Annotated in this window: 27 protein-coding genes; 17 read left to right on the top strand and 10 right to left on the bottom strand. The window is 61.5% G+C overall.

All coding sequences use genetic code 11. From position 1 onward, the window contains the following. Nucleotides 1–792 (bottom strand): rod shape-determining protein MreC (gene mreC / locus FBR05_03630; protein MDL1871276.1); only part of this gene is annotated, 792 nt, incomplete at its 3' end. 89 nt (nt 793–881) lie between these two features. Then, entirely contained in the window at nt 882–1928 is a 1047-nt protein-coding gene (locus FBR05_03635; GenBank protein MDL1871277.1) for a rod shape-determining protein, read from the bottom strand. Nucleotides 1929–2199: 271 nt separating this feature from the next. On the opposite strand from FBR05_03635, the gene FBR05_03640 reads away from it, so the two are divergent. Genes FBR05_03640 through FBR05_03660 form a run of 5 tightly spaced genes read left to right on the top strand, consistent with a single transcriptional unit; the run spans nt 2200 to nt 5968 of the window. Beyond that, nucleotides 2200–3216, top strand: a complete 1017-nt coding sequence (locus FBR05_03640) for a hypothetical protein (GenBank protein MDL1871278.1) — start codon at nt 2200–2202, stop codon at nt 3214–3216. Between the two features lie 56 nt (nt 3217–3272). After that, nucleotides 3273–4703: a CCA tRNA nucleotidyltransferase gene (locus FBR05_03645; GenBank protein MDL1871279.1), complete on the top strand. Its 1431-nt coding sequence runs from the start codon at nt 3273–3275 to the stop codon at nt 4701–4703. Next, a complete protein-coding gene (locus tag FBR05_03650) occupies nt 4657–5160 on the top strand; it encodes a hypothetical protein (GenBank protein MDL1871280.1) in 504 nt (167 codons plus the stop codon). The genes FBR05_03645 and FBR05_03650 overlap by 47 nt, the downstream gene beginning before the upstream one ends. After that, nucleotides 5157–5750 carry a dephospho-CoA kinase gene (locus FBR05_03655; protein ID MDL1871281.1) on the top strand — a complete coding sequence of 198 codons (594 nt, stop codon included), beginning with the start codon at nt 5157–5159 and terminating at the stop codon, nt 5748–5750. Before FBR05_03650 ends, FBR05_03655 begins: the two co-directional genes overlap by 4 nt. Further along, a complete protein-coding gene (locus FBR05_03660) occupies nt 5747–5968 on the top strand; it encodes a hypothetical protein (protein MDL1871282.1) in 222 nt (73 codons plus the stop codon). Before FBR05_03655 ends, FBR05_03660 begins: the two co-directional genes overlap by 4 nt. 27 nt (nt 5969–5995) lie before the next feature. On the opposite strand, the gene FBR05_03665 is transcribed toward FBR05_03660, so the two are convergent. Further along, nucleotides 5996–6424 (bottom strand): DUF2203 family protein, encoded by a 429-nt coding sequence (locus FBR05_03665; GenBank protein ID MDL1871283.1) that lies wholly within the window; start codon nt 6422–6424, stop codon nt 5996–5998. A 136-nt stretch (nt 6425–6560) separates the two neighbouring features. Here FBR05_03665 and FBR05_03670 point away from each other — a divergent pair, with 136 nt between their 5' ends. The 5 genes from FBR05_03670 to FBR05_03690 all read left to right on the top strand — a co-directional run bounded on the left by FBR05_03670 (nt 6561) and on the right by FBR05_03690 (nt 10177). Then, complete coding sequence (locus tag FBR05_03670; GenBank protein ID MDL1871284.1) at nt 6561–7541, top strand: DMT family transporter; 981 nt, start codon at nt 6561–6563, stop codon at nt 7539–7541. A gap of 317 nt (nt 7542–7858) precedes the next feature. Beyond that, complete coding sequence (locus FBR05_03675) at nt 7859–8056, top strand: hypothetical protein (protein ID MDL1871285.1); 198 nt, start codon at nt 7859–7861, stop codon at nt 8054–8056. 86 nt (nt 8057–8142) lie between these two features. Further along, a complete protein-coding gene (locus FBR05_03680) occupies nt 8143–8973 on the top strand; it encodes a hypothetical protein (protein ID MDL1871286.1) in 831 nt (276 codons plus the stop codon). Nucleotides 8974–9081: 108 nt separating this feature from the next. Next, nucleotides 9082–9291 (top strand): DNA-directed RNA polymerase subunit omega, encoded by a 210-nt coding sequence (locus FBR05_03685; GenBank protein ID MDL1871287.1) that lies wholly within the window; start codon nt 9082–9084, stop codon nt 9289–9291. Between the two features lie 4 nt (nt 9292–9295). Next, nucleotides 9296–10177 (top strand): phosphoribosylaminoimidazolesuccinocarboxamide synthase, encoded by an 882-nt coding sequence (locus FBR05_03690; GenBank protein ID MDL1871288.1) that lies wholly within the window; start codon nt 9296–9298, stop codon nt 10175–10177. Nucleotides 10178–10297: 120 nt separating this feature from the next. Here FBR05_03690 and FBR05_03695 read toward each other — a convergent pair whose 3' ends face one another. The 7 genes from FBR05_03695 to FBR05_03725 all read right to left on the bottom strand — a co-directional run bounded on the left by FBR05_03695 (nt 10298) and on the right by FBR05_03725 (nt 18280). Next, the gene (locus tag FBR05_03695) at nt 10298–11797 is read right to left on the bottom strand and encodes a SpoVR family protein (protein ID MDL1871289.1); all 1500 of its coding nucleotides are present in this window, start codon (nt 11795–11797) and stop codon (nt 10298–10300) included. A gap of 3 nt (nt 11798–11800) precedes the next feature. Then, complete coding sequence (locus FBR05_03700; protein MDL1871290.1) at nt 11801–12910, bottom strand: DUF444 family protein; 1110 nt, start codon at nt 12908–12910, stop codon at nt 11801–11803. Between the two features lie 90 nt (nt 12911–13000). After that, the gene (locus FBR05_03705) at nt 13001–15073 is read right to left on the bottom strand and encodes a serine protein kinase (protein MDL1871291.1); all 2073 of its coding nucleotides are present in this window, start codon (nt 15071–15073) and stop codon (nt 13001–13003) included. A 192-nt stretch (nt 15074–15265) separates the two neighbouring features. Further along, on the bottom strand, nt 15266–16171 hold the full coding sequence (locus FBR05_03710; protein ID MDL1871292.1) for an MCE family protein: 906 nt from the start codon (nt 16169–16171) through the stop codon (nt 15266–15268). A gap of 2 nt (nt 16172–16173) precedes the next feature. Beyond that, on the bottom strand, nt 16174–16917 hold the full coding sequence (locus tag FBR05_03715) for an ABC transporter ATP-binding protein (GenBank protein MDL1871293.1): 744 nt from the start codon (nt 16915–16917) through the stop codon (nt 16174–16176). Nucleotides 16918–16924: 7 nt separating this feature from the next. Beyond that, nucleotides 16925–17734: an ABC transporter permease gene (locus FBR05_03720; protein ID MDL1871294.1), complete on the bottom strand. Its 810-nt coding sequence runs from the start codon at nt 17732–17734 to the stop codon at nt 16925–16927. A gap of 3 nt (nt 17735–17737) precedes the next feature. Continuing rightward, on the bottom strand, nt 17738–18280 hold the full coding sequence (locus FBR05_03725; GenBank protein ID MDL1871295.1) for a hypothetical protein: 543 nt from the start codon (nt 18278–18280) through the stop codon (nt 17738–17740). A gap of 92 nt (nt 18281–18372) precedes the next feature. Here FBR05_03725 and FBR05_03730 point away from each other — a divergent pair, with 92 nt between their 5' ends. The 7 genes from FBR05_03730 to FBR05_03760 all read left to right on the top strand — a co-directional run bounded on the left by FBR05_03730 (nt 18373) and on the right by FBR05_03760 (nt 24316). Further along, nucleotides 18373–19086 (top strand): YggS family pyridoxal phosphate-dependent enzyme, encoded by a 714-nt coding sequence (locus tag FBR05_03730; GenBank protein ID MDL1871296.1) that lies wholly within the window; start codon nt 18373–18375, stop codon nt 19084–19086. Continuing rightward, complete coding sequence (locus FBR05_03735) at nt 19083–19922, top strand: pyrroline-5-carboxylate reductase (protein MDL1871297.1); 840 nt, start codon at nt 19083–19085, stop codon at nt 19920–19922. The genes FBR05_03730 and FBR05_03735 overlap by 4 nt, the downstream gene beginning before the upstream one ends. Then, nucleotides 19910–20224 (top strand): YggT family protein, encoded by a 315-nt coding sequence (locus tag FBR05_03740; GenBank protein MDL1871298.1) that lies wholly within the window; start codon nt 19910–19912, stop codon nt 20222–20224. The genes FBR05_03735 and FBR05_03740 overlap by 13 nt, the downstream gene beginning before the upstream one ends. Next, on the top strand, nt 20056–20532 hold the full coding sequence (locus FBR05_03745) for a DUF167 domain-containing protein (protein MDL1871299.1): 477 nt from the start codon (nt 20056–20058) through the stop codon (nt 20530–20532). The genes FBR05_03740 and FBR05_03745 overlap by 169 nt, the downstream gene beginning before the upstream one ends. Nucleotides 20533–20640: 108 nt before the next feature. After that, a complete protein-coding gene (locus FBR05_03750; GenBank protein ID MDL1871300.1) occupies nt 20641–20910 on the top strand; it encodes a zinc ribbon domain-containing protein in 270 nt (89 codons plus the stop codon). 43 nt (nt 20911–20953) lie between these two features. Beyond that, nucleotides 20954–21550, top strand: coding sequence for a hypothetical protein (locus tag FBR05_03755; protein MDL1871301.1), 597 nt, complete (start codon nt 20954–20956; stop codon nt 21548–21550). 6 nt (nt 21551–21556) lie between these two features. Continuing rightward, the gene (locus FBR05_03760; protein ID MDL1871302.1) at nt 21557–24316 is read left to right on the top strand and encodes a PEGA domain-containing protein; all 2760 of its coding nucleotides are present in this window, start codon (nt 21557–21559) and stop codon (nt 24314–24316) included. Nucleotides 24317–24327 lie beyond the last annotated feature (11 nt).

Below are 24327 nucleotides of genomic sequence, written 5' to 3' on the forward strand. Positions count from 1 at the left end.
GACGTAGGGATCGACCTCGGCCTGCCAAAACAAGCCGGAGGAATCCTTCTTCACCGCCCCGACCACGCCGACCGGCAGGCCCTGCGGGAAGACCCCGTCCAGCCCGGAGGTCAGCAGCAAGTCGCCGGGGACGATCTCTTCCGAGGCCGAGACGTACTCGGCCTGCGTCATCCAGCGCTCGCGCTTTAAGCCCATCTCCTTGCGCTTGCCGACCAAGAGGCCGCGGGCCCGCGTTCGGGCGTCGACGACGTCGACGGCGCTGTTCAGGTCGGTCACCAGCAGGACCTGGCTGCTGCGACTGCCGCTGCGCATCACCCGGCCCACCACTCCGCCCCCGGCCACCACCACTTGGTCGGGCATAACGCCGTGCTCGCGGCCGCGGTCGATGGTGATGCTGCGGAAGGCGGGCACGGGGTCGTAGCCGATGACCCGGGCCGGCCGGCCCTCGCCTTTCGCTAGGCCGTTCTCCGCGAATAGGACGGACTCGGCTTGGAGCGCGCGGTTCTCCTCCCGGAGGCGCAGGGCCTCGACGCGCAAGGCTGCGAGCTCGGCCTCCAGCTCGACGCGGCGTTGCCGATCCCGGCGCCATTGCAGGTAGCTGTCGGAAAAATCGCGCCAACGCGCCGCGCCGCCGGAAAAAACCCGCGCCGCCGGCGAGACGACCCGCTGCGCCAGCGCCTGATACCAGGTTGGGTTGGGAGCGCCCGCCCCCGATCGGGAAAGGTAGACCAGCCCCCCCGCGACCAAGGCCGCGAAGAAAAGCCATTTCCATTTTCGGTGCAGGCGAAACATACCAAGCCCATGCCGGGCGCGGGGCGGCCCGGAAAAAAACGATTCAGATGTGGACCTGGAAGCGGCCAAGGCGGAAGGAACGCCCCGACCTAGTAAGAATTAACCGTAATCCCTTTGAGCGAATCCAGCTGGTCCAGGGCCTTGCCCGTTCCCTGGACGACGGAGGACAGCGGATCCTCGGCAATAGTCACCGGCAGCCCGGTCTCCTCGCGCAGCAGGACGTCAAGGTGGGCCAGCAAGGCCCCACCTCCGGCCAGCACAATCCCCTTGTCGACGATGTCGGCCGCCAACTCGGGCGGCGTTCGCTCCAGCGCGACCTTCACCGCCTCGACGATGGCGTGCACCGGCTCGGCGATGGCCTCGCGGACCTCTTCGGAATTGACCTCCATCACCCGAGGCACGCCGGCGACGAGGTCGCGACCCTTGATCTCCATCGTCTTGATCTCGCCGTTGGGGAAGGCGCTGCCGATCTGGATCTTGATCTGCTCGGCGGTGCGCTCGCCGATCAACAAATTGTACTTCCGCTTGAGATACTGAATGATGGCCTCGTCCATCTTGTCGCCGGCGACCCGGACCGACTTGGAGTAGACGATGCCGGCCAGGCTGATCACCGCCACCTCGGTGGTGCCGCCGCCGATGTCGACGATCATGTTGCCCGAGGGCTCGGTGATGGGCAGGCCGGCGCCGATCGCCGCCGCCATCGGCTCGTCGATCAGGTAGACCTCGCGGGCCCCGGCGCACTCGGCCGACTCGCGCACCGCGCGGCGCTCGACCTCGGTGATGCCGAAGGGGACGCAGATAATGATTCGGGGGCGGACCAGGGTGCGGCGGTTGTGCACCTTGCGGATGAAATAGCGGAGCATGGCCTCGGTGATCTCGAAGTCCGCGATGACGCCCTCTTTCATGGGGCGGATCGCCTCGATGTTGCCGGGGGTGCGGCCCAGCATCTCCTTCGCCTCGCGGCCGACCGCCAGGACCTTGCGCATCCCGCGCGCGTCTTTCTGCACGGCGACCACCGAAGGCTCGGCGCAGACCACCCCTTTGCCCTTCACGTAGACCAGCGTGTTGGCCGTGCCCAGATCGATCGCGAGGTCGTTGGAGAAGAGCCCTAAAATCGGATCAAGAATCATTTGGATTAATCCCTAGTTAGGCGAAAAACACAGAAGAATTACATTAAGTTATCGCCGCGGCGCTCGCTGTTGGATTCGCAGCTCCGGGCTACCATTCGCCCCTATTCAAGTCAAACGGGAATTCGAAGCTGTGAACGGCGAAAAGGGAAACGTGAAACATAAAGAATCATAACAGGTTTCCCTTTCGGCGTTTCACGTCTTTCCCGTTGCTTTTTGCCGATCAGCTCTTTAATAAAGCCGCAATAAATACACGCCGCTTCAAGGAGTTGTTCCCAAAATGCTCGAGCAAATGCGAAATCTCTCGTCGGTCTTTTCCAAAAGCCTCCTAGGTCTGATCGCCCTAAGCTTCATCCTGTTCTACGGCTACAGCACCATCTCCGACCGGCCCGGAACGGCGCTGGTCGCCAAGGTCAACGACCAGGGCATCCCCGCGGGCAAGTTCGCCCAGGGGGTGGAAAACCAGACCGCCATGCTCGAGCAGTTCGGCCAGACCAATATCAGCCCCGAGATGCGGCAGATGCTCGAAAACCAAGTCCTGCAGCGCCTGATCGCCAACACCCTCTTCGCCCAGGCCGCCTACTCCCTGGGCCTGCGCGTCCCCGACGTCGAGCTCGCCCGCGAGATCCGGCAGAACCCCAACTTCCAAAAGGACGGCCGCTTCAACGAAGGCTTCTACTTGAACACCTTCAAACCCTGGTACCAGCAGCAGAACGGCAGCGACTTCGAATTCGACCTGCGCCAGGACCTCTTGGCCGACAAGCTCCGCAAGGTCCTGGACAGCGCGGCCCTGGTCAGCGACCAGGAGGTCGAGACCCAAAGCCTGCTGCAAAACACCCAGCTGAAGCTGAACAAGATCAGCATCCCCCTGCAGCCGCAGGGCGGCGGTAAGCCCCTGGAGGAGGCGAAGAAGCTGGCCCAAGAATGGATCGCCGCCAAGCGTGAGGGTAAGGGCGCCGACGCCCTGCTTGAGGCGCAGGGCCTCAAAGAGGAGGCCGGCGAGCCCCAGTCCCTGGTGCAACTGCAGGGCGTCTTCGGCCGCGAGGACAGCCTCCCCGTCCTCGCCTGCCTTTTGGCCCTCAAGCCGGGCGAAGTCTGCGAGGGCCCTTTCCAAATCAAGGACACCTTGGTCGCGGTGCAGCTGGTCGAGCGCAAGGACGCACCGGTCACCCCCGAAGCTGGCCAGGCGATGGCGCGGCAGCTGCAAATGGGCCAGAAGTCGCAGATCCTCGCGGGGGTCGCGGACCTGCTCACCAAGCAGGCGAAAATCCAAACTTATTTGACCCCAAAAAAATAAGCTCCGCGCGGCCCTCGTTCCCTATTGATCTTATATCCGGACCCTGAATAACCCTGATGTCTATGTCTTTCATCGACGCCATCTACCAAGCCGGCGGCCGCGTCTACGAGGTCGGCGGCACCGTCCGCGACGAGTTGATGGGCCACCCCCACAAGGACAAGGACCTGTTGGTCGCGGGCGTCCCTTTCGAGGCCCTCGTGCGGCTGCTGGGCTCCTTCGGGCAGGTGCACGAGGTGGGGAAGTCCTTCGGCGTCCTCAAGTTCAAGCCGCGCGGGTCCGATCACGACTTCGACGTCGCCCTGCCCCGCACCGAAAAGTCCACCGGCCCGCACCACCGCGACTTCGAGGTGCGCTTCGACGAAAAGCTCCCCGTCGAGCTGGACCTGCAGCGCCGCGATTTCACCATCAACGCGATGGCGCGCGAGATGAAAACCGGAGAGCTGCTCGATCCCTTCGGCGGGCAAAAGGACCTGAAGGCCAAGATCCTGCGCCAGGTCTTCGCGGATTCCTTCGTCGAGGACCCCCTGCGCCTGCTGCGTGCCGTGCAGTTCGCGGCGCGCTTCGAGCTGAGCATCGAGCCCGAGACGCTCATCGCCATGAAGCGGCATGCCGCCAAGATCGAGACCGTCTCGCCGGAGCGGGTCATCGAGGAGGTCGGCAAACTGTTCCGCGCCGAGCGGCCCTCGACCGGCTTCTACCTGATGCGGGACACCGGCCTGCTGCGCTACGTCTTTCCGGAACTCGAGAAGACCATCGGCGTCGAGCAGCCCGCCAAGAAGAGCGGCGACGTCTTCGACCACACGATGAAGGTGCTCGACGCCTCCCGCACTTGCGCCGACCTCGACCGGCCGGGCGACCTCGAGATCATGTTCGCCTCGCTGTTCCACGACATCGGCAAACCCTACACCGTCGGCTTCAACGAGAAGACCCGGCGCATCACCTTCTACGGCCACCAGATCGTCTCGACCCGGCTGGCGCGTAAGTGGATGAAAAAATACCGCGCCAACATGCTGGGCATCGACACCGAAAACGTCCTCAGCATGGTGCACAACCACATGTTCGAGACCAAGAGCTTCTACACCGAACGCGCCATCCGCCGCTTCATCCACAAGATCGGCAAGGACCTGATCTTCAAGCTGGTCGACCTGCGCATTGCCGACAAGAAGGGCGGGGCCTACCCCAACCAACTCAAGGGCATTCTCCGCCTCAAGCGCCGCATCCAGGAAGAGTTGGACAAAAAGCCCCCCTTCGGCCCCAAAGACCTAGCCATCGGCGGCCACGACCTGATGGGCCTCGGCTACCCCGAGGGCCCCATCCTGGGGCGCATCCTGAAGGAGCTGGTCGAACTTGTGCTGGACGACCCCGAGCTAAATACGCGACAATCCCTCCTCGAGTACGTCCTGGCGAAATATCCCCCGGCCGAGGCGGCGAAGGAGAACCATGACCCCAGACAAAAAAAGGGACCCGAAAAAAGCCCTCAAGCATGAGGCCAAGGGCGACAAGCTGGCGGGCAAGGGCAAATTCCGCGAGGCGATGGGCGAGTACCAGAAGAGCGAGGCCCTCGATCCCGAGCGCGTCGAGATCTACGACAAGCTGATCGACACTCAAGGGCAGATCGAGGAAAGCGAGTGGCAGGAGGAGGACTTCGCCAATTCGATGTCCTGGACGATGCGGCGCCAGGAGCTGCAAAACCCCCACATCCGCCTGATCCACGAGACCTTCTCCCTCGAATACCGCGAGGTGCACCAGCTCTTGCAGCGCCTGATGACCGCCTTGGGCGAGGAGCAGGAAAACGCCCTCGTCGAGAAGATCCTCGAGTACGGCGAGCGCGCCAGCCTGCCGATGCTCCACTTCCTGCTTTCCATCAAGGCCCTCGCCGGGCAAAACGTCCCGGCCCCGGAGGGAGGGGACGATCCCTTCCCGCCCCCCAATTCCCCGCTATGAAGATCCTCGCGCTCACCGGCGGCATCGCGACGGGCAAGACGGCGGTGGCCCGCCTCTTTGAGAAGCACGGCGCCTGGGTGATCGACGCCGACCGGGCGGCGCACCGCGCCTACCGGCCGGGGACCCAACTCTATCGGGACATTCTGCGGCGTTACGGAAGAGAAATCCTCGCCGCCGACGGGGGCATCGACCGTAAAAAGCTGGGGGCCATCCTGTTTCGCTCCAAGCCCGAGAGGCTCTGGCTGGAGGTGCGCATCCATCCCGAAACCCGCCGCCTGATCGGACGGGAAATCCAAGCGGCCCTGCGCCGGGGCCGAAGGCTCATCCTGGTCGAGGCCGCCCTGCACGTCGAGACCGGCTATCATCGCCCCTTCCACGGCCTGATCGTCGTCGACGCGCCGCCCCAAATCCAAATCGAACGCCTGAGGCGCCGGGAGGGCCTGAGCCGCGCCGCGGCCCTGGCCAAGATCCGCAGCCAAATGCCGCGGCGCCGCAAATTGGCGGCTGCGGATTGGGTGATCGACAATTCGGGAAGCCTGGCCTCGACCGAGCGTCAGGTGCGAAATCTCGTCCGGGAGCTGAAGCGATGACCGTCCGCTTCCTGCGCCTCGAGAGCCTGCGACAAGAGGTCGCCTGCCCCGCCTGCCGGTCCAGCGCGCCGGTCGCCGAGCGGCGCCGCGCGATGAATTTCACCACCAATATTGTCCGGTTGTTCTGCCATGCCTGCCGCGCGGAGATCGGACGGCTGCCCTTCCGGCGCTGGAACGCCCTTCAAGACCAGGCCGAGCGGCAACGCCGGCAGGAATAGCGCTGAGGATTCGTCTTCAACGCCGCCTCAACCGACGCGGCGCATTTTCGCTTTTTCGAAAGGGAGGGATTGGCCCTCCTCGGGAAGGGGATGGCGGTAAGCGGCCTCGGTGACGCCGAGCTGCCAGGTCAGGCGTCCTTCGCGGCCGTCCTCGAGGCTGGGAAAATCGACGCGGCCAAGCTCGAGGTCCTTGATCTCCCCGCCCGTCCGCTCGATGGCGAGGAGGTTTTGCTTGAAGGCGAAATAATGGTTTTGCAGCTGTCGGTGCAGCTCTTGGACGTCGGAAGACTCCGAAGGCGGCGCGGCCTCGAGCAGCTGGGGCTCGACGCCCAACTTGCGCAGGCGGACCGTCGCCTTGGACATCTCTTTTTTGTGGAGCAACATCTTGCGGAAATGATGATCGAGCTGGGGGATCAGCTCGTTGACCTCGTCGACCGTGAAGTACTTCTTGCCCATAACCCTCCAGAACACCCGAAAGTAGATTTACTTTTAATATTGTCGCGGCCCGAACACAAGGCGCAGCGTGTCAGGAAAACGAGGAGCTTCGGCCCAGAGTTCTATCTTTTTCCGGATTTGCGTCACTTATCCCCAAATGACTTTTTTTTATTTTTTTGTTACCGCAGGCCGCATGCCCTCGAAACTGCGCCACCTGCTGTCCCACGGACCCGTCGCGATGACGGCCTCGGGACTCTTCTTCGCGGCGATGGGCGCCATGATCAAGTCCCTTGGAAACGCCATACCCCTCTTCCAGATCACCTTTTTTCGGGCGATGGTCTCGGCGCTCTTGTTGGGCCTGGTGATGTGGCGACGCGGCATCCCCCTGCGCGGGGAGAATCAGGGACTCCTGGTGATCCGTTCGGTCGTGGGCTTTATCGCCATGACCTTGAATTTCTACGCCCTGGCCCGTATCAACCTGGGCGACGCCGCGGTGCTTAACCAAAGCTCGCCGGTCTTCGTCTTGCTGTTTTCTTGGTGCTTTCTCGGCGAGCGTTTCTACCGCTCCCTCCTCGGCATGACCGCCCTCTCCTTCCTCGGCATCGTCCTGATCCTGCGTCCGAGCGGCGAAGTCTTCAACCTGGCGGGCCTGGCCGGGATCGGCGGCGCCCTCTTCGCGGCGGCGGCCTACGTCTCGATCCGCCGGCTGCACCGGACCGACTCCTTTTGGACGATGGCCTTCTACTTCATGGCCGCCTCGGCGATCCTTTCCTTTCCTCCCATGTTGGCTGCCTGGAAAAACCCCGACCCACGGCAATGGGCCTTGTTGATCGGCAGCGGTCTCTTCGGCACCCTCGGACAGCTACTGATGACCCTGGCCTATAAGAACGAGGAGGCGAGCTGGGTGGCGCCCTTCTCCTACGCCGGCGTCCTGTTCAGTTTTGTCCTGGGAATAGCCTTTTTCGGCGAGCATCCCGATCTCTGGACCCTCCTCGGCGCTGTTTTGACCATCGGGGGCGGCATCGCCCTCGTCGTCCTCAAGAACCGCCTCAGACCACCCTTGGCGCCCGAGCTTCCGGTGCCGGACGGGGAGGTCCTCGACGCCGTCGAGGATAGACCCGGGGCCTCGCCGGCCTAGGCCACCGACCGCTTTTCGAACGCCCGGCCGCGCCGCCGTCGCGTTTCCGTCCGCCGCCTTCGGCATCGACCCGAAAAAATCCTTAAAAATCCGTGATGCCTTCCCTGGCACCCGCCCTGCAATGGAACCCTGCATCCCAAGCCGCAAGGAGGCGCCATGAAGCCCGAAGCCCTGCAAGACGAGAAACGGAAGCTCGAAGACAAGATCCGCCAGATGAAGGCCCGCATGGTCTTAAGCCTGGCGCAGGGGCGCCCCTTCGGCCTCGACCGCCAAGTCCGCCAAATTCAAAAAAGCTACCAAATCATCGGGAGGATCTAATGCGACGCGAACACCGCGGGCTCAGCCTGCTGACCGGCCAAACTTTCACCCTGGAAACCGAAGGACTGCTGCCGTCACGGCCGTTTCAAATCCACCACGTCCGCCAAACCCTCCAGGAGGCCTCGGCGCTTAGGACGGTGGAGCGCTGGCTCTGGCTGGCGGGCAGCGCGGCCCTGCTCGCCGCGACCCTATTTTAAAACCAAACCCTCGCCGTCGCGAGGGCGGAAAACACGGCCGTCCCGCTCCCTCGCGGGGGCGGGACGTTTTTTTAAAGGAGATGCCCATGTTCTATTCCCTGAAGACCTTGGTGGAAAGGCAAATCAAAATCATCAGCCGCGCCTGCCTGGAGGCGGAGCCCGCATACCGGCCCCTGATGAAACTCGCGACGCCCGAGCTCGCCCGCGCCTTGAGCCGGGGTTTTGCCGGCTTGCAGAGCGGCGGAGAGGTCAAGATCGCCGCGGCGGGGGCGGTGGCCTGGCAGGAAGGCCCCCTCGAGTCGGTTTCCGCGCGCCTGCGGGAATCCTCGCCGCTCTCGGCCGCGGATCGCGAGGGTTTCGAGACCTTCCTGGAGGAGATTCAATTCTCCGGCAAGGGCGGGTGGCGATTTCCAGAAACCAACCCCCTCACGCTTCAGGCCATCGATTGGAGCCAAGAGATCCGGCAGGGGACCCTGCAAGACCTTGCCCGCGCCTCCGCCCGACAGGCCAAGAGCGAGGCCTTGAGCCAAAACGCCAGGGCCGACCGCCTGGCCCACCTGCTCTTCCTGGCCCTGCGCTCGGGCAACATCTCGCTGGCCATGCTCCTCTTCAGCCACTTGGAGGCCGCCACCGCCAACGAGATCACCACCTGTCTGATGGAAAAGGTCCAAAAAATGCAGGACAACAAGCGCAAGCTCGCCCAAGACATTCAAAACCAAAAGGACGACGCGCAGGGGAGCAAAAATCTGCAGAAGATCAAGCTGGATATGGAACAGGTCAACGACGACATCTCGGTACTCCAGACTTTCATCCGGGACGTGGCCCAGAACAAGCAGGCCTCCCTGGAATTGGCCAATGCCTTCATTTCCAAAGAGCACGAGACGACGATGGCGATCGTGCGGTCGTTCGGCCGATAATTCGCGCCTGGAGTTCTACACCAAAAAAACATCCCCCTTGAAATCCCTGCAGGGATGCGCCATATAAGCGACCTCGGTTTTAAAAAAGTCCTTATATAAAGGTTATTTATGGCCCGCGTCACCGTTGAAGACTGCCTGCAATTCATCGAAAACCGCTTTGCTCTCGTGCACTTAGCCGCGCGCCGCGTGCGCCAGCTGAGCAAGGGCAGCCACCGCCTCGTCCACAGCAAGAACAAGGACGTCGTGACCGCCCTGCGCGAGATCGCCGAAAACAAGGTCCGCGCCGTCAAACAATCCCTGCCCGAGAAGGTCGATTGAGCCCATGAGCGAAGCCCTGCTGGAATCCCACTTGAAGAGCGTCCCGCTCCTGTTTCGCGGCAAGGTACGAGACATCTACGACTTGGGCGACGCCCTCTTGCTGGTCGCCAGCGACCGCATCTCGGCCTTCGACCACATCCTGCCCACGCCGATCCCGCGCAAGGGCGTGATCTTGACCCAGCTCTCAAACTTTTGGCTGAAAAAAACCGAGGCCCTGATCCCCAACCACAGCCTGTCCCGGGCCCTGAGCACCGTGACGAAAGATCCCGACGAATTGCGCCAGCTCGAGGGTCGCAGCGTCGTCGTCAAGAAGGCCAAGCCTTTGCCCGTCGAGCTGATTGTCCGCGGTTATTTAGTGGGAAGCGGCTGGGAAGAATACAAGAAGCAGGGCACCGTCTGCGGCCTCCCGCTGCCCGCCGGCATCCAGCAGGCCCAAAAGCTGCCCCAGCCGATCTTCACGCCCTCGACCAAGGCCCCCAAGGGCCAGCACGACGAAAACATCTCCTATGAGGAGATGGTGAAGCTGATCGGACCCGACTTGGCCGCCCAGGCCAGGGACATCTGCCTGAAAATTTACTCGACCGCCGCCGAATACGCCCTGAGCCGCGGCATCATCATCGCCGACACCAAGATCGAATTGGGCATTTACGAGGGGAAGCTGATCCTCATCGACGAATTGCTGACCCCGGATTCCTCGCGCTTCTGGCCGGCCGACCAATACCAGACCGGATCCAACCCGCCAAGCTACGACAAGCAGTTCGTCCGGGATTATCTCACGTCCATTAACTGGGATAAGAAATCCAATCCCCCCGCCCTGCCGGAGGATATCGTCCGCAAGACTGCGGAAAAATACCAAGAGGCGCTGGATCGTTTGACCCGCGCGTAAAAAAAATAATATTGGTACTTTTGGCCCAAAATGTAAGGGGTCCTTCGCGAACGGCCCCTACGGGTGCTGTGTTCAAGCCATGGAGTTGCGTGACCACCCAAGGACGAACCCAGGCCTCCGCTACACTTCCCGATTCTTGTCCAATTCCTGATAACTCTTTCCGTCGTAGTACAGGATCTTCTCCCCACCGTCCACCAGGGTCTCGATGGCCACCGGGCGCTTCCACACGATATGCAGGTTTTTTAGGGTCTCCTCGGCGTAGTCCGGCCGCAGGTCGATCCCGTGATGCTCGTGCACCAGGTAAAGCTCGCCCCGGTTCTGGTAGTTGGCGTTGGTCACGCTGATGAAGGGCTGGCCGCGGTTGGTCAGGGCGTCGAGCAGCTTGCCCTTCACCGCCTTGAACTCGCGACTGGCGATCTCGTAGGCCTGCTTATTAGGGTTGTAGGCGAAGGTGAAGAGCTTGTGTTCCCGGCAGAAATCCTCGGTCAAGAAGGTGTCGATGAAGGTCAGGTCGGAATAGATCTTGCGGACCTCGAAGATCTTCTGCCGGCCTAGCCCCAAGTTTTTGTTCCATCGCTTCTTCTCGACCATGTCGTCGCAGTCCTCGTACTCCTTCCCGAACTTGCCCTTGTTCCACCGGTCCTCGATGTCCCGGTATAGCTCGATCCCGATCTTGTAGGGGTTGAGCCGTCCGGGCGAAGTGGCGAGGGTTCCCGAATGGTGGTCGGCATAGTCGATGAACTCGCTGGGCTTGAGCGCCCGCTGCGTCATGATGGTCGAGTGCCAGTATGAGGCCCAGCCCTCGTTCATGATCTTCGTCTGCATCTGCGGCACGAAATAGTAGGCTTCCTCGCGGATGATCTCGAGGATGTCGCGCTGCCAGCGCTCCATGGGGGCGTTTTCGATCAGAAAGAGCAGGACGTCGCGCTCGGGACTCTCGGGGAAATTCTTCTTCTGCATCTTGGCTTCTTCCAGACGCAACCGCTGTTCTTCGAGGAACTCCTTGGGATTGATGAACTTGTCCATGTAGTCCTTGCTTTTCAGCTTGGACACCAAGGGACGCTCGCCGTTCTCCCCCGAGAGATCGTCCTCGACCGGCCGGCGACGCCGGATGCCCGCGGCGTGGGTGTCGATAAGATTCTCCAGGCTAAGGGCGACGTCGATGAAGTTCTCGACCGCCTCCATCCCGTGCTTGTCGATCATCTTCTTGACGCGGGTCTTGTGATTGGCCATCTCGTCCATCATCTTGCGGTTCGTCTGGCCGAAATAGATGTTGTTCTTGAAAAAATCGGAGTGCCCGTAGACGTGGGCCATGACCAGCTTCTGGTCGACCTCGGCGTTGGAATGCAGCAGGTAGGCGTAGGAGGGATCGTTGTTGATCACCATCTCGTAGATCTTGGAAAGGCCGTAGGCATAGGACTTCGAGAGCTGCTCATATTCCATGCCGAAGCGCCAGTGCGGATAGCGGTTGGGAAAGCCGCCGTAGGCCGCAACCATGTTGATCTGGTTCCAGTCCAGCACCTCGAAGATGACGGGAAAATAATCCAGTCCGTACTCTTTGGCGTAGCCCTCGACCTCGCGGCGGATCGCTTCCAATTCGGGGGTGAGCCGCGTGCTCATGCCTTACTTCCCCTTCCCCAGGAAAACCTTGATCGAGTCGAAGATCTTCTCCTTGCTTTCGATGCGGGAGGAGAGGACCTTTTCCTCTTTTTCGTCGAAGCGCTCGTTCAAATCGCGGAGGAACTGCCCGCTGCCGTACTCGCTCTCGACTTGGCCGTAGCAAAAAACGTTCAGCTTGGGGAGCATCTGGTTGGCGAGCAGGCCCAGGCATTCCTGGGTGTCGTTGCTCGACCAATTGTCCCCGTCGCTGAAGTGAAAGGCATAAATGTTCCACTCGTTGGGGTCATATTCCTCCTCGATGGTCTTGAGGCAGAGCTTGTAGGCCGAGGAGATGATGGTGCCGCCGGACTCGCGGGTGTGGTAGAAGGTGTTCTGGTCGACCTCCCGGGCCACCGCATCGTGGATGATGTAGCGCGTCTCGAGGCCGTCGTATTGCGAGCGCAGCCAAGTGTCGATCCAGAACGACTCGATGCGCACGATCTCCTTTTGCTCCTGGCCCATCGAGCCGCTGACGTCCATCATGTAAATGACGACCGCGTTGAATTCGGGCTTCTTCTCCTCCTTCCAGGAACGGTAGCGCCTATCCTCGCGGATCGGCAGGATGATGGGCCGTTCAGACTGATAGGTCCCCGCGAGGATCTGCCGTTTGAGGGCCTCCTTGTAGGTGCGTTTGCGGTGGACCAGCGAATCGGGTCCGGTGCGGCGCAGGCTGGAGTATTTCGATCGGTAATGGACGATGTTGGACTTGCCCTTGGGCTCGATGCGAGGCAGCTCCAGCTCCTCGCCCAAGATCTCGGCCAATTCCTCCAGGCTGATATCGACCTCCAACAGGTGCTCCCCGGGCAGGTTGCCGGCCTGGGGATCGTTCCCCTCCTGGGGGTCGCCGCCCAAGGGGTCTCCGGGGTTTCCCTCGCCCTGCCCCACCCCGCCTTTTTGCCGGGAACCGAAGGTGAAGTGGGGAATGTCGATCTGGGGGAGCGGGATGCTGATCAGGTCCTTGCCCTGCTTGCCGATCAGCTCGCCGTTGGTGATGAACTTGCGCAGCTCCTTCTTGATGCGTCCGCGGACGATCTGCTTGAAGCGGTTGTAATCTTGTTCGATCTTGAGAACCATACGCCCCAAGTGTTGAAGTACCTAAGTACCGAAGTGTCTAAGTTTCTATTGTCCTATCCATCCAACTTAAGCACTTGGACACTTAAGCACTTACGCACTTCCTTTTATATCTCCCCTCGCGAAAATACTGGCCACGTAGTTCAGCACGTCGGTCGCGCAGATGTCGCAATAGTGATAATTGTTGATCAGGCGCGACTTGACGACGTCGATCTTCTCCTGAGTCTCCTTGTCGATGACGCTGGTGACCAGGGAAGTCAATTTGATGCTGTCCTTCTGGTCCTCGAAGAGCTTCAGCTCGAGGGCCTTGTGCAGCCGTTCGTTGGTCTTGTAGTCGAACTTCTTGCCCTCGACCGCCAGCGCGCCGATGTAGTTCATGATCTCGCGGCGGAAGTCGTCCTTTCGGGACTCGGGGATGTCGATCTTCTCCTCGATCGAGCGCATCAGGCGCTCGTCGGGCTCCTCGTCCTGGCCGGTGTATTTGTTCCGCACCTTTTCCTTTTGAGTGTAGGCCTTGACGTTGTCGATGTAGTTGGCGCAGAGTCGGCTGATCGCCTCCTCGTCGCTGGAAATCGCCCGCTGCACCTCGTTCTTCACGATGTCCTCGTACTCGTCCTTCACCACTGATAGCATCTCGATCATCCGCTTGCGGCTGTCCTCGTTTTGGATGAGGGCGTGGTGCCTCAGCCCGCTCTCCAGCTCGTTGAGCACCATGAAAGGATTGACGCAGCCCTCGACGTCCTTGACCAAGGCGTTGCTGATCTTGTCCTGGATGTAGCGCGGGCTGATCCCGTCGAGGCCCTCACGGGTGGCCTCTTTGCGCAATTCCTTGACGTTGTCCTCGGTGTAGCCGCTGAGCGTCTTGCCGTCATAGAGCTTGAGCTTCTGCAGCAGCGTGAGGTTGGCCTTTTTCGGCTCCTCGAGGCGGGTGAGCACCGCCCACATCGCGGCCATCTCGATGGTGTGCGGGGCGATGTGCTTGCCCTGGATCTTCTCGGAGTTGAAGTCCTTCTGGTAGATCTTCATCTCCTCGCTGAGCCGGGTGACGTAGGGGATGTCGACCTTCACGGTGCGGTCGCGCAGGGCTTCCATGTACTCGTTGTTCTGCAGCTTGCGGTACTCGGGCTCGTTGGTGTGGCCCAGGATGACCTCATCGATGTCGGTCTGGGCGAACTTCTTGGGCTTGACCTTGTGCTCTTGGGAGGCGCCCAGCAGGTCGTAGAGGAAGGCGACGTCCAGCTTGAGCACCTCGATGAACTCGACTATCCCGCGGTTGGCGATGTTGAATTCGCCGTCGAAGTTGAAGGCGCGCGGGTCGGACTCGCTGCCATACTCGGCGATCTTGCGGTAGTTGATATCCCCGGTCAGCTCGGTGGAATCTTGGTTCTTCTCATCCTTGGGCTGGAAGGTTCCGATGCCGACGCGGTCCTTCTCGCTTAAGATCAGACGCTTCACCCGGATGTGGTTGTCGATCACCTTGGCCCAGTCGCCCTGGTAGAGCTTGAGCAGGCTGTTGAAGATAAAGCGGCAGGAGGGATCCAGATCCCCTTCGACTTCGATCTTAAACTCACCCTTTGCGACCCGGGTCAGCTCGTCGACCACCTTGGAACGGAATTCCGGCGGGATCAGCCGAAGGGGTTCTTCGTGCATCGGACAGGGGATCTCGTCGGCGGCGCCGAAGATGCCCTGGGCGTCGACCGAGGGATGCTTGACCCATTTGAAGGTATAGAGGGCGCCCTCCGGCGTGCGGGAGTAGTGCTCGACCCCCTTCTTGAGCAGGCGGGCGATGGTGCTCTTGGAGGACCCGACAGGCCCGTGAAGCAGGAAGATCCGCTTCTCGGCGCCGTAACGCTTCGCGGCGGACTTGAAGAGGTGGACCAGCTTCATCAGGTGCAGATCCAGGCCGAAGACACCGTCCTTGCCGTTCTCGAAGGGGTCTTCGAAGAACTTGTAGCGGATAATTTTCTTTTTGTATTCTTTATACTCTTCGGTCCCCTGGGCCACGATCATGTCGTAGACCCGTTGAAAGGCGGAACGGACCACCTTGGGGTTGCGGCGGGCGATTTCGAGATACTCTTCAAAGCTCCCTTCCCAGTTCAGATCTTGATAACCGCGGACATCGTGCAGATTGCGCAATTCAGCCATCAAGGTCGATGCGGACGTCATAGCACAGCCTCCTCTTTCTTTCCGATGAAGCGACGGACGTTTGGCTCCCTTGCGGGCAACGAATTATCGAATTGTCAAAGCAGGTCCAGCCATCCAAATGAGGGAGAGGTGACACAACGCAGCGTATTCCCTAGGCAAATTATAGCATGCCCGGGAGACCGCGCAATGTAATAGTTTGGCGGGTCTAAAGAATCATTTTTCGATCAGATCTTTTTCGTTGGTCGCGAGGGTCGCGCGGATGACGGTGCGCAATAGTTTATTACGGTTCGCTTTTCCAAGCAAGGTCATCAGGTCGTAGTAGACCGTGGGGTCGTTGATCAGGCCGCCGACGCTGCCCTCGCCCTTCGCGATCGTGGTGCTGATCGAGTCGAAATTTTTGGAGGCCGACTTAAGATTTTCGGCGGTCTGCGAGAAGGCCTTGCCGATGTCCTTGCGCACCGGATCGTAGATCAGGGCGTGGAGCATGCCGCGGCCCGACTGGACCTGCTGGACCACCGACTGGGCCGTCTTGGTCAGGCGGGAAAGGTCCTTCACGATCTCCTTGCCCTCCGTGTCGTAGATCAGGGCATGGACCATGCCCTCCTTGGTCTTCACGTCGTCGACCAGTCCGTTGATGTTCTTGGAAAGCTTGTTGATGTTGTCGAGCAGCTCGGTGCCGCGATCCGAAATCGCCTCGAGCGAGAGACCTTCCTTGATCTTGAGGGTCTCGCCCTCCTTCAGCTCGGCGTAATCGGGGCTTCCCATACTGATAAAGATCGCCTTGTCGCCCAAAAGACCCTGCGTTGTGACGCTGGCCTGGCTGTCCTCGCGGATCCGGTCTTGGTACTGCTTCTGGATGAGCAGCTTGACGATGACCTCCCGCTGGTTCAGATCTTTGGGAAAGACGATCTGGTCCACCTTGCCCACTTGGATGCCCGCCAGGAAAACCGGTGCGTCCAAGCGCAGCCCGCTGATATCCTTGAAGCGACCGTAGAGATAGTATTGCCGGGAGAGAAAGGCGAATCCGCCGCCCAAGAGGAAAATGACCACCATCGAAAGCGCCAGTCCGATGAAGACAAAGACGCCGACGCGAACTTGCTGGGAGGTTTTGACTTTCATGGCTATTCCCCGATCTGTCCGGAGATGAACTTCCGGACGACTTCGTTGGTGGAACGATCGACTTCCGCCTTCGTTCCCACGAATTCGATTTTCTTGTCGTAAAGCAAGGCCAGGCGGTCGCTGACCTTGAAGGCGCTCGCCATGTCGTGAGTCACGACGATGGAGGTCACCTTGAAACGCTTCTGCAGGTCCAAAATCAGGTCGTTGATCCGATTGGTGTTGGTCGGATCCAGGCCCGTGGTCGGCTCATCGTAGAGGATGACCTCGGGATCGGTGGCGATGGCGCGAGCCAGGGCCACGCGCTTTTTCATGCCGCCGGAGAGATCCGAGGGCATCATGTCGGCGGTGTCGGGCAGGCCGATGACCTCGAGCTTCTCGTGGACGATCTTCGCGATCTTTTCCTCGCTGTAGTCCTTGAAATGCTCGTAAAGCGGATAGGCCACGTTGTCGAACACCGTCATCGAGTCGAACAGGGCCCCGCCTTGAAAAAGCATCCCCACCCGCTTGCGGACGCCGATCAATTGATCCTCGTCGATTTTAAGCACATCCTCGCCGTCGAAGAAGATCTCGCCGGAGTCCGGCCGCATCAGGACCAGCAGCAGCTTGAGCATGACGCTTTTGCCCGTCCCCGAACCCCCGATGATGGTGATCGTCTCGCCCCTGAAGATGTCGAGGTTCAGGTCGGTGTAAATCACCTTTTCATCAAAGGACTTCTTAATATGTTGGAAGCGGATAAAGGCGTCCATGCGTGGCCTAGAACAGCAAAAACAGCTTGGTTAGAAAGAAGTCCGAGACGAAGATGCAGATCGAGCTGTAGACCACCGACAGGGTCGTAGAGCGGCCGACGCCCTCGGTGCCGCCCGTCGTGATCAAGCCCTGGTAACAGGCGATGATGCCGATGAAGAACCCGAAGAAAAAGGTCTTCGCGATCCCGCTGCCGAAGTCGATCATCTGGACGGTGGTCGTAATCTGGTTGAGATAGTACCGCGCGCCGACGCCGGTGTCCGCGGTGGTGATGATCATGCCGCCGATGATCCCGATAAAGTCGGCGATGACGGTGAGGATGGGCGCGCAGAGCGTGGTGGCCACGACGCGCGGCACCACCAGCCTCTGGATGGGGTTGGCGCCCATCGCCTCGACGGCGGAGACTTGCTCGGTGACCTTCATCGACCCCAGCTCGGCGGTGATGCCGGCGCCGACGCGCGCCGCGATCATCAGCGAAGTGAGCACCGGTCCCAACTCGCGGGTGATGGCGATGCCGATGATCTGCCCGGTGTAGAGTTGCAGGCCGAAGCGCTTGAGGCCGACGATGAACTGCACCGCCAAGACCAAGCCGGTAAACAGGGCGATCAGGTTGGTGAGCGAGGCCGACTTGATGCCGACCTCCTCGAATTGCTTGACGGTCTCGCCCAGGGGAAAGGACTTGCGCACCAAGGTCTTGAAAAAGACCGCGGCCAGCTTGGCGACCCCGCCCAGGTAGTCCATCAAATCAAGGAAGCCCCCGCCCGCCTTGGCGAAGACCTGCCCCAGCCCGGAAATCCGCATGGAAGCCGATTCAGCCATAACCTAGATCTCCCCTGTGAATTGGAAGCCCTGAAAGAAAGCCTCGAAGTCGGGAAGCGCCGCCGCGAATTTTTCCGGCGGGCTGACCAGGTAGAAATCGAAGAGGCACCAGTCCTTCTTCAAGACCACCGTCTCGATGCGCACGGGAACCCCGTCGAGGGTGGCCTTCAGCGAGGTGCGCAGCGCCCCCCGGTCGGCCATCATGAAGGGCGTCTGTTTCTCGATCTTGATGTCCTGGAGCCCCGCGAACAGGTGGCCGGTGAGGGCGTTGAGCGGGGCATCGTCGAAGGCCTGGTCGCAAAAGGCATCCGTGCTGATGGTACTGCCCAGGGCGTCGTTGCGGAAGTTGATCGCGGCGATGCCGAGCTTGATCCGGTACCAATCGGCGGACAGAGGCCCGACGTCGTAATACCCCTTCTTGGTGATCACCCGGCCGGGCTTGTAATCGACGACCTTTCCGGTCTTCTTCACCCCGCCGAAGCAGGCCAGGAGGGCCAGGGCGAGGAAGGGGGCCGCATATTGGGCGCATTTTCGGAGGCGGAACATGGCGGGCAAGCTACACAAAGCCTTGATATTTGGCAACAAAACCCTCAAAAAAGGTGCTCGTCCCCGGACGCGAATCCTTTGGAATAAGACCCATGAGCCCCATGTCGGAACGCCTCGATGAAATCCACCAACGCCTCGCGGCCGCGACCGCCCGCTCCGGACGCGAGCCCGGAGCGGTCCGACTCTTAGCCGTCTCGAAGGGCCAGAGCCCGGAGCGGATCCTCGAGCTCGCGTCCCGCGGCCAGCGGGATTTCGGCGAAAATTACGTCCAAGAGTGGCTGGAAAAACGCGCCCGCGTCGCCGCCCTCGACCCCGAGCTGGCGGCGACCCTCCGCTGGCACTTCATTGGACACCTGCAGAGCAACAAGGCCGCCCAGATCGCCGGCCAGGTCTTCCTGCTGCACAGCGTGGACTCGCTGAAGCTGGCCCGCAAGCTCTCCGCCGTCTGCCAGTCCCGCGGCGCGACGCAACCCGCCTTGCTCGAGGTCAACCTCGGGGGGGAAGCGAGCAAGGGCGGCCTCGAGGCCGGTGCCTTACTCCGCGAGCTCCGCGACTACGCGGCCCTGCCCGGCCTCGCCTGGCGCGGCCTGATGGCGATCCCACCGGCCCTCGAACCCGCCGAGGCCGTCCGCCCCTATTTCCGCCGGCTGAAATCCCTGCTTGACGAATGCAACCGGACGGGCTTCTTTCAGGACCCCATGACGGAGCTCTCGATGGGCATGAGCCAGGATTTCGAGGTCGCCGTCGAAGAAGGAGCGACCTGGGTGCGGGTCGGCACCGCACTGTTCGGACCGAGACAACCATGAAACTGAAATCCAAATACCGCTACGGCTTCATCGGCATCGGCAAGATGGCCCAAGCCATCCTGGGTAGCATGCTGCGCGCGGGCCTCGCCAAGCCCTCGGAGGTGCTGGTCTCCGACCCTTCCGCCACCACCCTGCGCGAGGCCGCGCGGCGTTTCCGCGTCGCGACGACCGTCGAAAATGCCGAGGTCGCGAAGCGCTGCGAGTGGATCTGGCTCGGCACCAAGCCCTTCCATGCCGCGGAGGTGCTGAGGGGCATCTCTCCGGACCTGCGCAAGGGCCAAACCCTGCTCTCGATGATGGCGGGCGTCTCCACGCGAAGCCTGCGGCGTTGGGCGGGCCCCGCACCCGCGCTGGTCCGCTTCATGCCCAACACCCCCGCCCTGCTGGGCGCCGGGGCCACCGGCGTATATTTCGCCGCCGGAATCCCTCCCACGCTTCGCAAACGCGCGGAAAAGATCTTCGCGGCCATGGGGAAATACATCGCGGTTCCGCGGGAGGCCCTGCTCGACGGCGTCACGGGCCTGAGCGGTAGCGGTCCGGCCTTCGTTTATCTGGTCGCCCTGGGCCTGATCGAAGGCGGACGACGCGCGGGGCTGAAGCCGGATCAGGCCAAGGCCCTCGCCGTTCAAACCCTGTTGGGGGCCTCGCGGATGCTAGCCGAGTCGGGCCAAGCACCGGAAACCTTGATCCAGCATGTCGCCACCAAGGGCGGCACCACCGAGGCGGGCCTAAAGGTCTTGGAGGATCGCGGCCTGCGGGCCATCCTCGCCGAGGCCGTGGCCGCCGCGACCCGGCGGGCCGCCGAAATTCGGGAGCAAAACGAATGTACCCGCTAGGATCCCTGCTGGTCAGCGTCGCCAAGGTGCTGTCGATCCTGCTGACGATCTACCAATACATCGTCCTGGGCGCGGTCATCGTCAGCTGGGTCAACGCCGATCCCCACAACCCCATCGTGCGCTTCCTCAGACAATCTACCGAGCCGATCTTCCGCCCGATCCGCAATCTGATGCCGCGGGCGATGTTCCGCACCGGCATCGACTTCACGCCGTTGATCGTCTTCCTGCTGATCGTCCTGATCCAAAATTTCGTCATCTCCCTGATGATCCATTACGGACAGAAGCTCATGGTGGCGGGGTGAGCACCTTCCCGCCCTGGCTGCAGGCGGCGCCCGGCGGCTGCCGGCTGGCCTTGCGGGTCCAACCCCGTTCCTCCCAAAACAAGATCCTCGGACCCGAAGGCGAAGTCCTCAAGGTCAAGCTGCACGCCGCCCCCGAAGACGGCAAGGCCAACGCGGCGCTGACCGAGCTGCTGCGCGCCCTGTTCCGCGTCCCGCGCCAAAATATAAAGATCTTGCGTGGGGAGAAAAGTCGTAGCAAATGGGTGGAGATTCAAGGCCTCAAACCGGAGGAGGCGGCGGCTGCGGTCTTGAGTCTCCATGAATCCTAAACCCAAGAATTTAGTTGCTTTTTTGCCATCGGCCTCCATAGAATTTAAACAGGTGCAATCAGACGTCTCTCAAAATGGGATGTTTGGGGGACGAAGGTAACGGGACTTATGCCGGTCTATGAGTATGCCTGCACGCAGTGCGGCAAACACTTCGAAGAACTCCAAAAGGTCAGCGATAAGCCCTTGAAAAAATGCAAGAATTGCGGAGGCAAGCTGGAAAGGCTGATCTCCCAGACCTCCTTCGCCCTGAAGGGCGGAGGCTGGTACAAGGACGGTTATTCCAGCTCCAAACCCGCGGAATCGGGCAAGGGAAAGGCGAAGGAATCGACCGCCGCAGAAAAGCCGGCGGCCAAAACGGGCGGCTCCAGCGGCTCCTAAACGCCCATCCCGCAGACCCGGCCTCGGTTCGGAGGATCTTCCCGTGGTGGATCGAATCGAAAAATCGCGCCCGGTGGATCCCTGGATGATCGGCGCCACGAAAGAGACCAAGGAGGACAAGAAGCGCGACGAAGGCGGCGCCCAGGGCCAAGAGAGCAAGGACAGCTTCGGAGAGAGCTCCGACTTCGTCCAGCTGCTCTCCAAAGACCCGCGGAAATTCGTCAGCGAAAAGATCGCCTCGAACCAGATCAGCGCCTTCACTTATCGCGGCGTCAGCACCCACCGCGACAGCGCGCTGCTGGAGGTCGACATCACCCTCGCGAACGGCACCCTGATCAAGGGGGCGCAGGTCGCGCTCAGCCGGCAAGAGGGGATGCGCTTCATCAGCCGGCGGCCCGGCGAGGACATCGTCGTCGACCAGTTGGTCAAGGGGACCTTCTTGACCGTCGCGCGGCCCCAGCAGCACGAGGCGGCGGCCGTTTCAAACGCCCCGGCCGCACCCCAGACCGGCGGTTCCCCGGCGGAGGCCGGGGTCGAGTCCCTGAAGGTCGTCCGGAGCGGCTTGACCTGGTCCTACTACCTGGGCTTCGGGGCGATGGCGATCGCGGTGCTGTTGTTGATTTACTTTTTTACCTTGTAGGCAGGCATGGCTGAATTTCATCCAAAACCCTTCGGGAAGTACTTCTTGATCGAAAAGCTCGCCACCGGCGGGATGGCCGAGATCTACAAGGCCAAAACCTTCGGCGTGGACGGCTTCGAGAAGATTCTCGCCATCAAGCGCATCCTCCCCCACTGCGCGGTCGACAAAGAGTTCATCAACATGCTGGTCGACGAGGCCAAGCTGTCGGTGCTCCTGTCGCATACCAACATCGTGCAGGTCTACGACCTGGGCAAGGTCGGCGAGGACTATTTCATCTCGATGGAGTTCATCAACGGCATCAACCTCCGCGAGGTGATGAACCGGGCCAAGGAAGTCGGCGAAAAATTCACCGAGGACGTCGTCGTCTACATCCTGAGCGAGACCTGCAAGGGCCTCGACTACGCGCATTCCAAGAAGGACAACGAGGGCAAGCCGCTCAACATCGTCCACCGCGACATCAGCCCCCAGAACATCCTGCTCAGCTTCGAAGGCGAGGTGAAGATCGTCGACTTCGGCATCGCCAAAGCCGCGATGAACATCAGCCACACGATGGCGGGCATCCTCAAGGGCAAGATCAGCTACATGTCGCCCGAGCAGGCCCTGGGCAAGCCGATCGACCGGAAGACCGACATCTTCTCCACCGGCCTGATCCTCTACGAGATGCTCACCGGCGAGAAGCTCTTCACGGGCGAGACGCAATTCGAGGTGCTCAAGAAAATCCGCACCACGCGGCTCACCGAGAACTCCTTCCCCGATTCGATCCCGATGCCGCTGCGTAAGATCCTGGCCAAGGCCCTCGCCTATTCGGTGAAGGACCGCTACGACAACGCGGGGGACATGCAGATCGACCTGACGCGCTACCTGTATTCGACCTACATCGACTTCACGCCCCGCAAGCTATCGGGAATGATGCGCAAGGTCTTCGCCCAGGAGATCGAGACCAAGATCGCGCCCAAGAAGGAAGACGTCGCGATCGACTCCAAGACCCGCTCCATCATGATCGACGCGGTGGCCCAAGAAAACCTGGTGCACCGCGACAACGACGAGGTGACCGGCGGGATCGTCGACAAACAGCCGACCCAGACCTTCATCGAATCCTTCATCTCGGGGCAGGACGAAGAGCTCCCCGAGATCACCCGGACCGGCCAAACCCTCGAGCCAACGCCGACGCCCAAGCCAGCGGCTAAGGCCCCGGCGGCCGCGCCCAAGCCGGCCGCCCCCGAGGCCAAGCCCAAGGCCGCCAAACCGCCCAAAGAGCCCAAACCCGCCAAGTCGAAAAAATGGCTGGCCTACCCCATCGCCGCCATGCTCCTGATCGGCACCGCGGCGGGCCTCTATTTCAAGACCGATTGGTTCAAGCCGCCGCCCCCGCCCCCGCCGGAGGTCTTCGGGGTCCTGCAGATCAATTCGACGCCGGAGGGCGCTCAGGTCTTCCTCAACGACAGCGAGACCAAGCTGGTGACGCCAGCCACCCTGAAGGACGTCAAGGTCGGCGAGCCCCAGAAGGTCACCCTGAAGAAGCCCAAATTCAAGGATTGGACCAAGACCGTCACGCTGGCCGACCCCAACCCCGTCTCCCTGACTCCGACCCTCGAGGTCATCCCGGTCGGCACGATCAAGGTCGTCACCACGCCGCCCGGCGCCAAGATCCTCGTCGACGGTAAGGAGACGGGCAAGGTCAGCCCCGCGACCCTCGAGGACCTCCCGCTCTCCCAGACCTATTCGCTCAAGCTCGAGCTCGACAAGCACCGGCCCATCGAAGAGCGCGTCACGGTCTATTCCATCGAGCCGATGGAGTTTAACAAAAAGCTCGAGGAGATCTTCTTCGCCCCGATCCGCGTCGGCAGCAACCCGGCGGGGGCGCGGATCTACCTCAACAACAACGACACCGGGCTCAGCACCCCGGCCACCCTGCCCGACCAAGAGGTCGGCAAACGCTACACCCTCCGCCTCGCCCGGCAGGGATATCAAGACATCGTCCGTTCCATCGACTTAAACGACAAGGCCGGAGCCTCCCTGCAAGAACGGCTGGTCAAGGTGGAGGAAAAGACCCCCGACCAGATCGCCCAAGAAAAGCTCAAGCAGGAGCAGGAGCGGCAGAAACAACTGGAGCTGGAACGGCAAAAGCAGGCCCAGCAACAACAGGGCAAAGAGACCGATACGCAGAAGCAACAGGCCGACAAATTGAAGGCCCAGCAGGAGGCCGAACGCCTGAAGGCGCAGCAAGAGGCCGACAAGCAGAAGCAGGCCCAAAAAGAGAAGGAAGCCCAGGCCCAGAAGGATAAAGAAAAACAGGCCGGCAAAGAGACCGAGACCGGCGGCGAGACCTTCGTCGCCTTGAGCAGCAATCCCAAGGGCGCCGACGTCTTCATCAACGGCGTGCGCAAGGGCAGCGCGCCAGGCAAGTGGAAGGTGGCGGCCGGCTCGCCGCTGGAGATCACGGTCAGCAAGAGCGGCTTGTCCACCGTCACCAAGGTCGTGACGCTGCGGCCCGGGGAGACGAGGAATTTGGGCACGATCAACCTCGGCGGCACCGGCGCCGATTCCGGGGCCGCCGGCATCGTGGTGGTGGATTCCAACCCGCCAGGCGCGATGGTCCTGCTCAACGGACAGCCGCAGAAGACGACCCCCCTGCGCATCAAGGGCCTGCGGCCGGCCACCACGCACACGATCACCGTCAAGAAGGACGGCTATGAGACCTGGTCGACCAGCTTCACCGTCGGCGAGGGCACCAAATCCTTCATGGCCAACCTGAAAAAACTGTAAGGTCCCGACAT

The sequence above is a fragment of the Deltaproteobacteria bacterium PRO3 genome (assembly GCA_030263375.1).
Classification (GTDB): Bacteria; UBA10199; UBA10199; order DSSB01; family DSSB01; genus DSSB01.

Excerpts from the sequence above, each read along its gene's own strand:
- FBR05_03650 (MDL1871280.1), top strand. The coding sequence starts at position 4,657 with ATGACCCCAGACAAAAAAAGGGACCCGAAAAAAGCCCTCAAGCATGAG.
- FBR05_03700 (MDL1871290.1), bottom strand. The coding sequence starts at position 12,910 with ATGGTTCTCAAGATCGAACAAGATTACAACCGCTTCAAGCAGATCGTC.
- FBR05_03705 (MDL1871291.1), bottom strand. The coding sequence starts at position 15,073 with ATGACGTCCGCATCGACCTTGATGGCTGAATTGCGCAATCTGCACGAT.
- FBR05_03725 (MDL1871295.1), bottom strand. The coding sequence starts at position 18,280 with ATGTTCCGCCTCCGAAAATGCGCCCAATATGCGGCCCCCTTCCTCGCC.
- FBR05_03680 (MDL1871286.1), top strand. The coding sequence starts at position 8,143 with ATGTTCTATTCCCTGAAGACCTTGGTGGAAAGGCAAATCAAAATCATC.
- FBR05_03675 (MDL1871285.1), top strand. The coding sequence starts at position 7,859 with ATGCGACGCGAACACCGCGGGCTCAGCCTGCTGACCGGCCAAACTTTC.
- FBR05_03685 (MDL1871287.1), top strand. The coding sequence starts at position 9,082 with ATGGCCCGCGTCACCGTTGAAGACTGCCTGCAATTCATCGAAAACCGC.
- FBR05_03760 (MDL1871302.1), top strand. The coding sequence starts at position 21,557 with ATGGCTGAATTTCATCCAAAACCCTTCGGGAAGTACTTCTTGATCGAA.
- FBR05_03670 (MDL1871284.1), top strand. The coding sequence starts at position 6,561 with ATGACTTTTTTTTATTTTTTTGTTACCGCAGGCCGCATGCCCTCGAAA.
- FBR05_03655 (MDL1871281.1), top strand. The coding sequence starts at position 5,157 with ATGAAGATCCTCGCGCTCACCGGCGGCATCGCGACGGGCAAGACGGCG.
- FBR05_03735 (MDL1871297.1), top strand. The coding sequence starts at position 19,083 with ATGAAACTGAAATCCAAATACCGCTACGGCTTCATCGGCATCGGCAAG.
- FBR05_03640 (MDL1871278.1), top strand. The coding sequence starts at position 2,200 with ATGCTCGAGCAAATGCGAAATCTCTCGTCGGTCTTTTCCAAAAGCCTC.
- FBR05_03750 (MDL1871300.1), top strand. The coding sequence starts at position 20,641 with ATGCCGGTCTATGAGTATGCCTGCACGCAGTGCGGCAAACACTTCGAA.
- FBR05_03695 (MDL1871289.1), bottom strand. The coding sequence starts at position 11,797 with ATGAGCACGCGGCTCACCCCCGAATTGGAAGCGATCCGCCGCGAGGTC.
- FBR05_03730 (MDL1871296.1), top strand. The coding sequence starts at position 18,373 with ATGAGCCCCATGTCGGAACGCCTCGATGAAATCCACCAACGCCTCGCG.
- FBR05_03740 (MDL1871298.1), top strand. The coding sequence starts at position 19,910 with ATGTACCCGCTAGGATCCCTGCTGGTCAGCGTCGCCAAGGTGCTGTCG.
- FBR05_03710 (MDL1871292.1), bottom strand. The coding sequence starts at position 16,171 with ATGAAAGTCAAAACCTCCCAGCAAGTTCGCGTCGGCGTCTTTGTCTTC.
- FBR05_03665 (MDL1871283.1), bottom strand. The coding sequence starts at position 6,424 with ATGGGCAAGAAGTACTTCACGGTCGACGAGGTCAACGAGCTGATCCCC.
- FBR05_03720 (MDL1871294.1), bottom strand. The coding sequence starts at position 17,734 with ATGGCTGAATCGGCTTCCATGCGGATTTCCGGGCTGGGGCAGGTCTTC.
- FBR05_03715 (MDL1871293.1), bottom strand. The coding sequence starts at position 16,917 with ATGGACGCCTTTATCCGCTTCCAACATATTAAGAAGTCCTTTGATGAA.
- FBR05_03645 (MDL1871279.1), top strand. The coding sequence starts at position 3,273 with ATGTCTATGTCTTTCATCGACGCCATCTACCAAGCCGGCGGCCGCGTC.
- FBR05_03660 (MDL1871282.1), top strand. The coding sequence starts at position 5,747 with ATGACCGTCCGCTTCCTGCGCCTCGAGAGCCTGCGACAAGAGGTCGCC.
- FBR05_03690 (MDL1871288.1), top strand. The coding sequence starts at position 9,296 with ATGAGCGAAGCCCTGCTGGAATCCCACTTGAAGAGCGTCCCGCTCCTG.